The sequence below is a fragment of the Raineyella fluvialis genome (assembly GCF_009646095.1).
GTDB classification, from domain to species: domain Bacteria; phylum Actinomycetota; class Actinomycetes; order Propionibacteriales; family Propionibacteriaceae; genus Raineyella; species Raineyella fluvialis.
Genome location: NZ_CP045725.1, coordinates 2,994,513 through 3,007,515, shown reverse-complemented (window position 1 = coordinate 3,007,515; position 13,003 = coordinate 2,994,513). Strand labels below are relative to the sequence as shown.

Here is a 13,003-nt window from a genome sequence, read left to right as displayed (position 1 = left end):
TCAGTCCTGCTTGTCCGTGGACTCGTCGCTCACCGGCTCGCTGCCGGGCAGATCGAAGCCGTCGCCGGCGTCGAGGCCGTCGCCGAAGTCGTACGACCCGAAGTCACCCTCGAGGAAGTCCTCACCGAAGGCGGCCTGCTGGGCAGCGGCCTCGGCCTCGGGGTCGATCTCGGTGAACTCGAGAAGGCCCTCGTTGACCTCGCGCAGGGCGATCGAGAGGGGCTTCTCCTGGATCTCGGTCTCGACGAGCGGACCGACGTTCTCGAGCAGCCCACCGCCGAGCTGGGCGTAGTAGGCGTTGATCTGGCGGGCACGCTTCGCGGCGAACAGCACCAGTCGGTACTTCGAGTCGACATGCGTCAGCAGGTCGTCGATCGGAGGGTTCGTGATTCCCGGGGGCGTGGATTCAGTAGTCAAGATCAGCCTTCTGCAACCTAGGAGCGTGGCACCGACGGTGTCACAGACCACACAACTCTACCAGCTTGTCGACGGTTCGCTCGACATCCTCATTCACGAGGACCACGTCGAATTCGTCACGTGCCGCCATCTCGGTGTTGGCGGTCTCCAGGCGGCGAGCCTGCTGCTCCGCCGTCTCCGTCCCGCGACCCTGGAGTCGACGGACCAGTTCCTCGGTGCTCGGCGGGGCCAGGAAGACGAAATAGGCCTCGGGACAGTTCCCCTTCACCTGGCGCGCGCCCTGCAGGTCGATCTCGAGGATGACCGTACGACCCGCGCTGACCGCCTCGTCGACCGGACCCCGGGGCGTGCCGTAGCGGGCGGCGCCGTGCACCTCGGCCCACTCCAGCAGGCCCCCTCGGCGATCAGCGCGTCGAACTGCGCGTCGGAGAGGAAGCGGTAGTGCACACCGTCGATCTCGCCCGGACGGGCAGGTCGGGTGGTGGCGGAGACGGAGACGTACGCCTCGGGGTGGCGTTGCCGCAACCGGGTCATCACGGTGCCCTTGCCCACCGCGGTGGGACCTGACAACACGACGACTCGACCGGGGCCACCCGTCACGAGAACTCCTTCTTCAGTGCGGCGATCTGATGCCGGCCCAGGCCGCGCAGCCTCCTTCCGGAAGCGATGTCGAACCGTTCCATCAACACCTCGGCGCGCTTGGGACCGACCCGCGAGACGGACTTCAGCAGGTCGACCACGCGGATGTGGGCGATGATATCGTCTCCGGCGGCCAGATCGAGCACGTCCCCGACGGTGAGCTCACCCGCCCTGACCTTGGCCTTGATGGTCGCGCGTTCCCGGCGGGCACGTGCAGCGGCCGCGCGGGCGTCCTGCAACTGCTCCTCGCTCAAGGGTGGGATCGGCACCGTGGCCCCTTTCGCATGACGTCTCCCGCTCTACGCGTTGCAGGTTAGACCATGGACATGACCTGCGTGCGGGCGGCCTGACGCAAAGCCTCCGCCCCCGGCCCCGCGGCCATCACACCACGACTCGTCGTCGGCAGCACATGACCGAGCGAAGCCCCGAAGATGGCGGGTAGATCGGTCACTTTCCCGCCCTGGGCGCCGATGCCCGGCGCCAGGATCGACCCGTTGAAGGCATCGAGGTCGACCCCCGTGTCGAGCCGGGTGGCGCCCACGACCAGGCCGACCGGACCGATGGCGGGAGCTGTGGCACCCTCCGGGGGCAGCTCGGCAAGGACCCGGCGGTTCGTCTCCGTGGCCGCGTCGACGATCTGCTGGGCCACCACCCGGCCGTCGTCCCCGACAGCGAGCTGGACGTGGTCACCCTCCGGGTTCGAGGTGCGGGCCAGCACGTAGACCCCACGCCCGGACGCGATGGCCAGGTCGATGGCCGGCAGCAAGGAGTCGTACCCCAGGTAGGGGCTCAGCGTGATCGCGTCCGCGGCCAGCGGGGCCTCGTCGCGCAGGTAGGCGCGGGCATAGCCGGCCATCGTCGAGCCGATGTCTCCCCGCTTGACGTCGAGGATGGACAGGGCGCCGGCGGCCCGGATGTCGTCGAGGACGCTCTCCAGGACGGCGATACCGGCCGCGCCGTACTCCTCGAAGAGCGCGGACTGGGGCTTGAAGGTGGCGACGGTCTCGCCCAGTGCTTCCACCATCCCACGGGCGCAGGACTCGAGGCCGGCGGCGGTGTGCGGCAGGCCCCAGGCATCGAGCATCGAGGGGTGCGGGTCGATACCGACGCAGAGCCGGCCACGGGCGGCGGTCACCGCTCCGAGTCGGGCGGCGTAGCTGGAGTCGGGCATGGTGCCTCCTGTATCAGGCCCGGGGGTCGCCGAGCCTGTTGATGTCGCGGACCAGTCCCGGTCCGGAGTAGATGAAGCCGGTGTAGACCTGCACCAGGGCCGCGCCCGCCTGCAGCATCGCCCGCGCATCATCCGCCGTCATGATGCCGCCGACCCCGATCACCGGCAGTGAGGTGTGCTGCGTGACGTACGACACCACCTCGAGGGCCCGGGCGGTCAGCGGGGCGCCGGACAGGCCACCCGCTTCGGCCCCCGCGCGACGTCCGCGGGCGCCAGACCGTTGCGCCCCAGCGTGGTGTTCGTGGCGATCACCCCGGACGCACCGGCGGCCTCGCAGACCGCGAGCGCCTCGTCGATGGCGGACCACTCCAGATCGGGGGCGATCTTGACGAAGATCGGGACCGGGCCGAGCACCGACTGGGACGATTCCTCGGCCTGGACCGCGGCCTCGTCCACGAGGGCATGGACCAGGGCGGACAGTTCGTCGGCACCCTGAAGGGAACGCAGACCCGGCGTGTTCGGGCTGGACACGTTGATGGCGAGGTAGTCGACCAGGTGGACGAGGTGGCGTACGGAGGACAGGTAGTCCTCGACGGCGTCCTCGAGTGCGACCACCTTCGTCTTGCCGATCGACACACCGACCGGCATGCCCGCGGCGAGGTTGCCGCGCCGGACCCCGGCCAGCTCGAGCCGGGCCGCGATCGCCTCGGCGCCGGCGTTGTTGAACCCCATCCGGTTGATCACACCGCGGCTGTCCCGCAGCCGGAACATCCGCGGCTTCGGATTGCCGGGCTGGGGACGGCCCGTGACCGTGCCGAACTCGACGTGGGAGAACCCCAGCCGCGACCAGGCCATCAGGGCGCGGGCGTCCTTGTCCATCCCGGCGGCCAGGCCGACCGGCCCCTCGAAGCGGATCCCCGCCACGTCCACGGGTCGTCCCCGGCTGCCGAACGCCAGTTCGAGGATCGCCCGGCGCGCCGGCGTGCGCCCCCACCAGGTCAGCCAGTCCAGCGTCGTCTCGTGGGCGACCTCGGGGTCTCCTCCGCCGATGCGGAACAGGGCCGGGCGGCCGACGCCGTCGTACGCGGCGTCGACCAGGGCTGCGGGCAGGTGCGGGCGCATGTCAGTGCCCGCTACGCACGGTGACGCTGGTGTGCGCCGCGACGATGCCGGCAGTGATCCGTTCCCACTCCTGCAGCGAGCGGACCCCGATCCCCCCGTTGCGGAGCGCCTCGATGCCCAGCACCGCGGCGGACAGGCCCTGCGCCGTCGTCACCGACGGCACGTTGTGCAGCACGGCGGCGGTGCGGATCTCCCAGCCGTCCTTGCGCGGCTGTCCGCCGGCCTGGGTCGAGCCGTGCGGGGTGTTGAAGATCAGGTCGACCTCACCGCTGTTGATCAGGTCGGTGACCGTCGGCTCGCCGTTCGGGCCGGTGCCCTCGCTCGCCTTGCGGACCTCGACCACGTCCACGCCGTGGCGCCGCAGCACTGACGCCGTGCCCCCGGTCGCCATGATCCGGAAACCCATGTCGGCCAGGTGCTTGATCGGGAAGACCATGGTGCGCTTGTCCCGGTTGGCCGCCGAGACGAAGATCGTGCCGCCGGTCGGCAGGCTGCCGTACGTCGCGATCTGGCCCTTGGCGAAGGACGTGCCGAAGTCGTCGTCCAGACCCATCACCTCGCCGGTGGACTTCATCTCCGGCCCGAGCACGGTGTCGACGAACTGCCCCTCGGCGGTGCGGAACCGGTTGAACGGCAGCACGGCTTCCTTGAGCGCGATCGGCAGGCCCGGCCAGATGGCCGCCCCGTCGGTCTCGGCCCGCAGCATGCCGGAGGCCCGCAGGTCCGCGATGGTCTGCCCGAGCATGATCCGGGCGGCCGCCTTGGCCAGCTGGGTGCCGGTCGCCTTCGAGACGAAGGGGACCGTACGCGACGCCCGCGGGTTGGCCTCCAGCACGTACAGGGTGGTGCCCTGCAGCGCGTACTGGATGTTGATCAGGCCCAGGACGCCCACGCCCGCGGCGATCGCCTCGGTGGCCACCCGGATGGCGTCGATGACCTCCTGACCGAGCGTGGCGGGGGCAGTGAGCAGGCGGAGTCCCCGGAGTGCACGCCGGCGGCCTCGATGTGCTCCATCACGCCGCCGAGGTAGAGCTCGGTGCCGTCATACAGGGCGTCGACGTCGATCTCGATCGCGTCGTCGAGGAACCGGTCGATCAGCACCGGGTGCTTCGGCGAGATCGCCGCCGCCCGGCCGATGTACTCCCGCAGCCCGTCCTCGCTGTCGACGATCTCCATCCCGCGCCCGCCGAGGACGTAGGAGGGGCGCACCATCACGGGGTAGCCGATCTCGGCGGCCACCTTGGAGGCCTCCTCGAACGAGTAGGCCGTGCCGTACTTCGGGGCCAGCTGCCCCGACTCCTCCAGGACCGCACCGAAGGCGCCCCGCTCCTCGGCGAGGTCGATCGCCTCGGGGCTGGTGCCGACGATCGTGACACCGGCATCCTTGAGCGCCTGGGCCAGCTTCAGCGGCGTCTGGCCGCCGAGCTGGACGATCATCCCGGCGACGGGACCGACGGCGCACTCGGCGTGGTAGATCTCCAGGACGTCCTCCAACGTCAGCGGCTCGAAGTACAGCCGGTCGGAGGTGTCGTAGTCGGTGGAGACGGTCTCGGGGTTGCAGTTGACCATGATCGTCTCGTAGCCGGCTTCGTGCAGGGTCATCGAGGCGTGCACGCAGGAGTAGTCGAACTCGATGCCCTGACCGATCCGGTTCGGGCCCGAGCCGAGGATGATCACCGCGGGCTTCTCCCGACTGGTGACCTCACTCTCGGTGTCGGCCAGCTCGTAGGACGAGTAGAGGTACGGCGTGCGGGCGGCGAACTCGGCGGCGCAGGTGTCGACCGTCTTGTACGCGGGGCGGATCCCCAGCGCCCACCGCACACCGGCGACCACATCGGTGCGCAGACCACGGATGGCGCCGATCTGGCTGTCGGACAGTCCGTGGTGCTTGGCGTGCAGCAGGATGTCCGGGGTCAGCTCCTCGGCCTGGCGGACCTCCTCGACCACCTCGGTGATCAGCAGCAGCTGGTCGATGAACCAGGGGTCGATCTTCGTCGCCTCGAAGACCTGCTCGGGCGTGGCGCCCAGCCGCAGGGCCCGGTACACGTCGTTGATCCGCCCGTCGTGCGGGCGCGCCGCGGTGGCGAGCAACTCCTCGACCGTCTCGCTGATCGGGCCGGCGACGTCGAGCGGGGCCTTGTCGTCCTCCATCGAGCGCAGGGCCTTGCCCAGCGCCTCGGTGAAGTTGCGCCCGATCGCCATCACCTCGCCGACCGCCTTCATGTGCGTGGTCAGCGTGTCGTCGGCGGCGGGGAACTTCTCGAACGCGAACCGCGGCACCTTGACCACGACGTAGTCGAGGGTCGGCTCGAAGGAGGCCGGCGTCTCCGCCGTGATGTCGTTGGGGATCTCGTCGAGGGTGTAACCCACGGCGACCTTGGCGGCGATCTTGGCGATCGGGAAGCCGGTGGCCTTCGACGCCAGCGCCGAGGAGCGGGAGACGCGCGGGTTCATCTCGATGACGACCATCCGGCCGTCCTCGGGGTTGATGGCGAACTGGATGTTGCAACCACCGGTGTCGACGCCGACCGCGCGGATGATCGCGATGCCGACGTCACGCATGTGCTGGTACTCGCGGTCGGTCAGCGTCATCGCCGGCGCGACGGTGATCGAGTCGCCGGTGTGGACGCCGACCGGGTCGAAGTTCTCGATGGAGCAGACGACCACGACGTTGTCGGCGTGGTCACGCATCACCTCGAGCTCGTACTCCTTCCACCCCATGATCGATTCCTCGATCAGCACCTCCGTGGTGGGGCTGGCGTCGAGTCCGGCGCCGGCGATGCGGTGCAGGTCGTTCTCGTCGTACGCGAAACCGGAACCCAGCCCACCCATGGTGAACGAGGGCCGCACGACGACCGGGTAGGACAGCTCCTCGGCCGCGGCCAGGCACTCGTCCATGGTGTGGCAGATCCGGGAGCGGGCGGACTCGGCCTTCGGACCGGGCACCTCGAGGGCTTCCACGATCTGCTTGAACTGCTCGCGGTCCTCACCGCGCTGGATCGCCTCGACCGAGGCGCCGATCAGCTCGACGCCGTACTTCTCCAGCACGCCGTTGTTGTACAGCGCCACGGCGGTGTTGAGTGCGGTCTGGCCACCCAGCGTCGGCAGCAGCGCGTCGGGGCGCTCCTTGGCGATGACCTTCTCGACGAACTCGGGGGTGATCGGCTCCAGGTAGGTCGCGTCGGCGAACTCCGGGTCGGTCATGATCGTCGCCGGGTTGGAGTTGACCAGGATGACCCGGTAGCCCTCCTCGCGCAGCACCCGGCACGCCTGGGTGCCGGAGTAGTCGAACTCACAGGCCTGACCGATGACGATCGGGCCGGAGCCGATGACGAGGATCGAGGTGATGTCGGTGCGGCGTCCCATTCTCAGGCCTCCATCAGGGCGACGAAACGGTCGAAGAGGTAGCTGGCGTCGTGCGGTCCGGCGGCGGCCTCCGGGTGGTACTGCACGGAGAAGGCCGTGAGCCGGCCCTCCGCGTCATGCAGGGCGAGGCCCTCGACCACGTCGTCGTTGAGGTTGACGTGGCTCACCCGGGCCTGGCCGTACGGGGTCTCGGTGCTGCCCTCACGGGGCGCGTCGACGGCGAAGCCGTGGTTGTGCGAGGTGACCTCGACCTTGCCGGTGGACAGGTCCTTCACCGGCTGGTTGATCCCGCGGTGGCCGTACTTGAGCTTGTACGTCCCGAAGCCCAGGGCACGGCCGAAGAGCTGGTTGCCGAAGCAGATCCCGAAGAACGGGGTGCCGCCGGCGAGGACCTGCTGCAGCAGCGCCACCTGGGTATCGGCCGTGGCGGGGTCGCCGGGGCCGTTGGAGAAGAACACCCCGTCGGGCTTGATCGCCATCAGCTGCTCGTACGTGACATCGGCGGGGAAGACCGTGGTCTCCACGCCGCGCTCGGCGAGCCGGTGCGGGGTCATCGACTTGATGCCCAGGTCGACCGCGGCCAGGGCGAGCCGCTTCTCCCCGATCGCCTCGACGACGTACGGCTCGGTGGTCGTGACATCCCCGACGAGGTTCTGCCCGGCCATCGACGGCTGGGCCAGCACGCGGGCGAGCAACGCCTGCGGGTCGGTCTCAGTGGTGGAGATCGCCATCCGCATCGCGCCGCGCTCGCGCAGGTGCCGGGTCAGCGCCCTGGTGTCGACCCCAGCGATGCCGACGATGCCCTGGGCCCGCATCGCCTCCTCCAGGGTGCGGCGGGACCGCCAGTTGGAGGGGATCCGCGCGAGGTCACGGACCACGTAGCCGGCGACCCAGATGTGCGCGGACTCATCGTCCTCGTCGTTCCAGCCGGTGTTGCCGATGTGCGGCGCGGTCGCGACGACGATCTGGTTGCGGTACGAGGGATCGGTGAGGGTCTCCTGGTAGCCGGTCATGCCGGTGGAGAAGACCGCCTCACCGAAGGTCTCCCCCTCGGCCCCGAAGGACGTGCCGACGACGTGTCGACCATCCTCCAATACGAGCAGTGCGCGGTGACGAGCGACGGGCATTGGGGACGGTCCTTTCGGGATCAGTCGATGATGACGTTGTTCAGGACGCCACTGACGAATGTCGGCGATTCGTCGGTCGAGAGCTCCTCGACCATGGCGATGGCTTCGGTGACGGCCACGCCGATCGGCAGCGCGAGATAGGCCATCTCGGTCACCGCGATCCGGCAGGCCGTGCGGTCGACCAGTGGCATGCGGTCCAGCGACCAGTCCTTGTCGAGCGCCGCGCTGATGCGGGCGTCGACGTCGGCGGCGTGGTCGCTGAAGGCGCGGACGATCTCGCCGGTGTAGTCGCGCACCGGAGGCTCCGCGGCGTCCGTCCGCTCGGCGAGCGTGTCCAGCACGGACCGCCCGCGCAACTCCGCCTCGAAGAGGATGTCGAGCGCGCGCTTGCGGGCCTTGTGCCGGGTGGACGAGGGGTGGCGCTGGGGTGTCCCGCTCACAGACGGCCGAGGTAGTCGCCGGTACGGGTGTCGACCTTGACCCGGTCGCCGACGTTGAGGAACAGCGGGACCTGGATCTGGCGCCCGGTCTGGATCGTGGCCGGCTTCGTGCCTCCGGTGGAGCGGTCGCCCTGCAGGCCGGGCTCGGTGTAGGTGATCTCCATCTCGACGGAGGCCGGCAGCTCGATGTAGAGCGGGGTGCCCTCGTGGATGGCGACGGTCGCGGTGTTCTCCTCGAGGAGGAAGTCCTTGGCGTCTCCGACGACCGCGGGGGTGAGCTCCAGCTGCTCGAAGCTGGTGACGTCCATGAAGACGTAGTTCTCGCCGTCGTTGTAGAGGTACTGCATGTCGCGGCGGTCCACGGTGGCGGTGTCGACCTTGGTGTCGGAGTTGAAGGTCTTGTCGACGATCTTGCCCGACATGATGTTCTTGATCTTGGTGCGGACCACCGTGTTGCCCTTGCCCGGCTTGTGGTGCTGGAACCACAGCACCTGCCACAGCTGACCGTCCAGATCGAGGATCATGCCGTTCTTGATGTCATTCGTGGAAGCCACGCTTCTCCGCCTTTCGCCACCGCTCGCGGACCACCCGGCCGGGCGGGCCGTCGAGACAGTCTAGTCGTAGGCTCCATCTTCGCCCAATCGTTCCGGCACACGGGCCCCACCCCCACACTCCCGTCCAGGCCCGACGCGTACGGTGACCCCTATGACCGACCACCTGGTGGCGCACCTGCGCCCCTTCGGGACCACGAGCTTCGCGTCGATGAGCGCGTTGGCGGCGGAGAAGGGGGCGATCAACCTCGGGCAGGGCTTCCCCGACACCGACGGGCCGACCGAGGTGTTGGAGGCCGCGGTGCGCGCCATCCGCGCCGGGCACAACCAGTACCCGCCCGGGCGGGGCATCGCTGCCCTGCGTGAGGCGATCGCGGAGCACCAGCGGCACTGGTACGGCCTGTCGTACGACCCGGCGACGCAGGTGCTGGTCACCGCCGGCGCGACCGAAGCGCTGACCGCGGCGATCCTCGCGCTGTGTGACACCGGCGACGAGGTCGTGGTGCTGGAGCCGACGTACGACTCCTACACCGCGGCGATCGCGATGGCACGGGCGGTCCCCCGGCCGGTACGGCTGCGCCATCCCTCCGACACCGAGCCGGGCTACCGCCTCGACGAGGCCGACCTGCGGGCGGCGATCAGCGACCGCACCCGCCTTCTGCTGATCAACACCCCGCACAATCCGACCGGTCACGTCCTCGGTCCGGCGGAACTGGACGCGGTGGCCCGCGTCGCGGTAGAGCACGACCTGCTGGTGATCACCGACGAGGTGTACGAACACCTGGCCTTCGGCGGCGCCCCGTACGTCCCGCTGGCGACGCTCCCGGGGATGGCGGAGCGCACGGTGCAGATCTCCTCGGCGGGCAAGACCTTCTCCACCACCGGCTGGAAGATCGGCTGGGTGTGTTCGACCCCCGAACTCGTGACGGCCGTGACGACAGCAAAGCAATTCCTCACGTACGTGTCCGGCGGTCCGTTCCAGTGGGCGATCGCCGAGGGGCTCGCGCTCCCCGACGAGCGGTTCGCGGCGATGGCGCCCGCACTGGCGGACCAGCGGGACATCCTCGTGCCGGGCCTGGTGGCGGCCGGAATGACCGTTCATCCCACCGAGGGCACCTACTTCGTCACCGCGGACGTCGCGCCGCTGGGGTATGACGACGCCGTCGACTTCTGCTGGCGTCTGCCGGACCTGCGCGGCGTTGTCGCGGTGCCGAGTTCGGTCTTCTACAGCGACCCCGCCGGCGCCCGGTCCCTGGTGCGCTTCGCGTTCTGCAAGCGGCCGGCGCTGCTGGCCGAGGCGGCCGAACGTCTCGCCACGCTCGGCCGCTGACCTGCCGGGTCAGCGACAGGTCGCGGCGTAGGCCTCGGCGAGCAGGTCCTCATCCACACCCTCGGCGATGACCGGCACACCGAGTCCCTGCAGCAGGACGAGGCGCAGCGTGGTGCCGCGGTTCTTCTTGTCCAGAGCCATCGTGGCGCGCAGCTCGGGCCAGGCGTCGGGCTCGTAGCGGGTCGGCAGGCCCGCCGCTTCGAGGATCGTACGATGCCGCCACACGAGCGCCTCGTCGATCAGGCCGAGCCGGCCCGCGACCTCGGCGACGAAGACCATCCCCACGCTGATCGCCTCGCCGTGGCGCCAGCGGAAGTGCTCCCGCTGCTCGATCGCGTGGGCCAGGGTGTGGCCGTAGTTCAGCTGTTCGCGGCCGACGTGATCGGGGGTGCTGGTCCGCTCCCGCAGGTCCCCCGCCACGACGCGGGCCTTGACGGCGATGCCCTGGCGGATCACCTCGGTCTGCAGCTCACTGGCCGGGGTCAGGGCGGCCGTCATGTCACTCTCGACCAGGTCGAGGATCTCCGGGTGGGCGATGAAGCCGCACTTGATCACCTCGGCCATCCCGGACCTCAGTTCGCGCCGATCCAGGGTGCGCAGCAGATCGGTGTCGCAGAGCACGCCGATCGGCTCATGGAAGGCCCCGACGAGGTTCTTGCCGGCCCCGATGTTGATCCCGGTCTTGCCACCCACGGCGGCATCGACCATCGCCAGCACGGTCGTCGGGAGGTTGAGGAACCGTACGCCACGCAGCCACGAGGCGGCGACGAAGCCGGACAGGTCCGTGGTGGCACCGCCGCCCAGACCGATGACGAGGTCCGAACGGGTGAAGCCCGCGGCGGCGAGCCGGTCCCAGCAGTCGGTCAGGACGGCGACGGTCTTGGCCGCCTCACCATCGGGCAGCTCGATCAGTAAGGTCTCGCCCGTGACCTGGCCCGCCACCCGGCGAGCGACATGACGCAGGGTGGGTGGGTGCAGGATCGCGACCCGGCTGGTATCGCCGGCCAGTGACCCGACCTGGTCCAGCACCCCCGGCCCCACCTGCACGACGTAGGGGTCGTCGGTGTGCACCTCGATCGCGGTCGAGGCCGCTCGGCGCTCGGGGCCCGGCAGGCCGGGAAGGACCTCGCTGTGGACGTAGTCGAGGATGGCGTCGGCCACCTCGTCGGGCGTGCGGGAATCGGTGTCCACCCGGTAGGTGGCGAGCGCCGCGTAGGTGGGCAGGCGCTCCTCGAGCAGGGCGCGCAGCCGGCCCCGGACGTTGCCGAGCAGCAGCGGGCGGGCGACGTTCAGTCCGACGCGGTCGGCCGCGCGGCCCGCCGCGACCTCCAGCCACACCACGGTGTGGCCGACGAGCCCCTCCTGGATCGAGTGCGTCATCGGTGCGCCACCGCCGAGGCTGATCACCGCTCCGCGGTCGAGCAGGTCGAGGGTGACCGCACTCTCGACCTCGCGGAAGGCGGCCTCGCCGTCGTAGGCGAAGATGTCGCGGACGGAGCGTCCCATCCGCTCCTCGACCACGTCGTCGACGTCGATGAAGTCACAGTCGAGGCGTTGTGCGAGCAGGTGCCCGACGGTCGTCTTGCCGGCGCCCGGGGCGCCGATCAGGATCAGCGGCCGGGCCAGCCGAGCGGCGCTCATTCGTGGACCGCCAGCCCGCGGGAGGCGACGTCGGCGAGGTAGGACTGGTAGTTGCGCCGGGTCTCGGCGACCGAATCACCACCGAACTTCTCGAGGCACGCGTCGGCGAGCACCAGGGCGACCATCGCCTCGGCCACGACGCCGGCGGCGGGCACCGCACAGACATCGGAGCGCTGGTGGTGGGCCACGGCGGGTTCGCCGGTGGTGGTGTCGAGGGTGCGCAGGGCCCGCGGAACCGTGGCGATCGGCTTCATCGCGGCCCGGACCCGCAGCAGTTCGCCGGTGGACATGCCGGCCTCGGTGCCGCCAGCGTGCTGGGAGAGCCGGTGGATGCCCTCGGGTCCGGGGGCGATCTCGTCGTGGGCCTGGGAACCACGGACCCGGGCCAGGTCGAAGCCGTCGCCGACCTCGACCCCTTGATCGCCTGGATCCCCATCAGGGCAGCGGCGAGCCGCGCGTCCAGGCGTCGGTCCCAGTGCACGTGCGAGCCGATGCCGGCCGGGACGCCCCAGGCGAGGACCTCGACGACACCACCCAGGGTGTCCCCCTCCTGCTGGCAGGCGTCGATCTCGGCGATCATCCGCGCCGACGTGTCGGGGTCGGCGCAGCGCACGGGGTCGGCGTCGATCAGCGGGAGGTCGGCGATGGTCGGGAAGAGGCCCGCCGGGGCCTTGACCGGGCCGAGCTCGACGACGTGGGACAGGATGGTGATGCCGTACGCCTGCTCGAGGAAGTTCGCGGCGACCCGGCCGAGCGCCACCCGGGCGGCGGTCTCCCGGGCCGAGGCGCGTTCCAGCAGCGGCCGGGCCTCGTCCCAGTCGTACTTCTGCATCCCGGCGAGGTCCGCGTGGCCCGGGCGCGGACGAGTCAGCTTGGCCCCGCGCGCCTGGGCGGCCACGACACCGGGGTCGACGGGATCGGGCGACATGACGGTCTCCCACTTGGGCCACTCGGTGTTGCCGACCTCGATCGCCACCGGCGACCCCAAGGTCTCGCCCAGTCGTACGCCGGCGAGCATGGTGACCTGGTCGGCCTCGAACTTCATCCGGGCCCCACGCCCATAGCCCAGTCGACGCCGGGCCAGGGAATCGGCGATGTCCTGCGACGTCACCCTGATGTGGGACGGCATCCCCTCCAGCACGGCCACCAGGGCCCGACCGTGGGATTCTCCGGCAGTCAACCAACGCACCATGGGGGTT

At 70.2% G+C, this 13,003-nt stretch carries 10 protein-coding genes and 4 pseudogenes; 1 reads left to right on the top strand and 13 read right to left on the bottom strand.

The annotated features are described in order from the left end of the window. The 10 genes and pseudogenes from rpoZ to efp form a co-directional block, all read right to left on the bottom strand. Positions 1–420 (bottom strand): DNA-directed RNA polymerase subunit omega, encoded by a 420-nt coding sequence (gene rpoZ / locus Rai3103_RS13735; protein WP_228489350.1) that lies wholly within the window; start codon positions 418–420, stop codon positions 1–3. A gap of 37 nt (positions 421–457) precedes the next feature. Next, a pseudogene (gene gmk / locus Rai3103_RS13730) lies at positions 458–951 on the bottom strand (guanylate kinase). Positions 952–1,013: 62 nt separating this feature from the next. Then, on the bottom strand, positions 1,014–1,325 hold the full coding sequence (mihF, locus tag Rai3103_RS13725; RefSeq protein ID WP_153573061.1) for an integration host factor, actinobacterial type: 312 nt from the start codon (positions 1,323–1,325) through the stop codon (positions 1,014–1,016). A gap of 44 nt (positions 1,326–1,369) precedes the next feature. Then, entirely contained in the window at positions 1,370–2,227 is an 858-nt protein-coding gene (gene pyrF, locus Rai3103_RS13720) for an orotidine-5'-phosphate decarboxylase (RefSeq protein ID WP_153573060.1), read from the bottom strand. A gap of 13 nt (positions 2,228–2,240) precedes the next feature. Continuing rightward, the gene (locus Rai3103_RS18605; protein ID WP_277872978.1) at positions 2,241–2,423 is read right to left on the bottom strand and encodes a nitronate monooxygenase; all 183 of its coding nucleotides are present in this window, start codon (positions 2,421–2,423) and stop codon (positions 2,241–2,243) included. A gap of 20 nt (positions 2,424–2,443) precedes the next feature. Beyond that, positions 2,444–3,349 carry a quinone-dependent dihydroorotate dehydrogenase gene (locus Rai3103_RS13715; protein WP_277872977.1) on the bottom strand — a complete coding sequence of 302 codons (906 nt, stop codon included), beginning with the start codon at positions 3,347–3,349 and terminating at the stop codon, positions 2,444–2,446. 1 nt (position 3,350) lies between these two features. Next, positions 3,351–6,715 (bottom strand): annotated as a pseudogene (gene carB / locus Rai3103_RS13710) (carbamoyl-phosphate synthase large subunit). Between the two features lie 2 nt (positions 6,716–6,717). Continuing rightward, complete coding sequence (gene carA / locus Rai3103_RS13705) at positions 6,718–7,842, bottom strand: glutamine-hydrolyzing carbamoyl-phosphate synthase small subunit (protein WP_153573059.1); 1,125 nt, start codon at positions 7,840–7,842, stop codon at positions 6,718–6,720. Positions 7,843–7,862: 20 nt separating this feature from the next. Beyond that, positions 7,863–8,282, bottom strand: a complete 420-nt coding sequence (nusB, locus tag Rai3103_RS13700) for a transcription antitermination factor NusB (protein WP_153573058.1) — start codon at positions 8,280–8,282, stop codon at positions 7,863–7,865. Next, complete coding sequence (efp, locus tag Rai3103_RS13695; RefSeq protein ID WP_153573057.1) at positions 8,279–8,836, bottom strand: elongation factor P; 558 nt, start codon at positions 8,834–8,836, stop codon at positions 8,279–8,281. Before efp ends, nusB begins: the two co-directional genes overlap by 4 nt. A 151-nt stretch (positions 8,837–8,987) precedes the next feature. Here efp and Rai3103_RS13690 point away from each other — a divergent pair, with 151 nt between their 5' ends. Continuing rightward, a complete protein-coding gene (locus tag Rai3103_RS13690; RefSeq protein WP_153573056.1) occupies positions 8,988–10,163 on the top strand; it encodes a pyridoxal phosphate-dependent aminotransferase in 1,176 nt (391 codons plus the stop codon). A gap of 9 nt (positions 10,164–10,172) precedes the next feature. Here Rai3103_RS13690 and aroB read toward each other — a convergent pair whose 3' ends face one another. The 3 genes and pseudogenes from aroB to aroC all read right to left on the bottom strand — a co-directional run bounded on the left by aroB (position 10,173) and on the right by aroC (position 12,996). Further along, positions 10,173–11,324 (bottom strand): 3-dehydroquinate synthase, encoded by a 1,152-nt coding sequence (gene aroB, locus Rai3103_RS17930; protein WP_338420112.1) that lies wholly within the window; start codon positions 11,322–11,324, stop codon positions 10,173–10,175. Continuing rightward, a pseudogene (locus Rai3103_RS17925) lies at positions 11,307–11,804 on the bottom strand (shikimate kinase); the annotation flags it as partial. The gene aroB and the pseudogene Rai3103_RS17925, both read right to left, overlap by 18 nt. Then, positions 11,801–12,996, bottom strand: a pseudogene (aroC, locus tag Rai3103_RS13680) (chorismate synthase). The pseudogenes aroC and Rai3103_RS17925, both read right to left, overlap by 4 nt. Between the last annotated feature and the right edge of the window lie 7 nt (positions 12,997–13,003).

Excerpts from the sequence above, each read along its gene's own strand:
- Rai3103_RS13715 (WP_277872977.1), bottom strand. The coding sequence starts at position 3,349 with ATGCGCCCGCACCTGCCCGCAGCCCTGGTCGACGCCGCGTACGACGGC.
- carA (WP_153573059.1), bottom strand. The coding sequence starts at position 7,842 with ATGCCCGTCGCTCGTCACCGCGCACTGCTCGTATTGGAGGATGGTCGA.
- pyrF (WP_153573060.1), bottom strand. The coding sequence starts at position 2,227 with ATGCCCGACTCCAGCTACGCCGCCCGACTCGGAGCGGTGACCGCCGCC.
- Rai3103_RS13690 (WP_153573056.1), top strand. The coding sequence starts at position 8,988 with ATGACCGACCACCTGGTGGCGCACCTGCGCCCCTTCGGGACCACGAGC.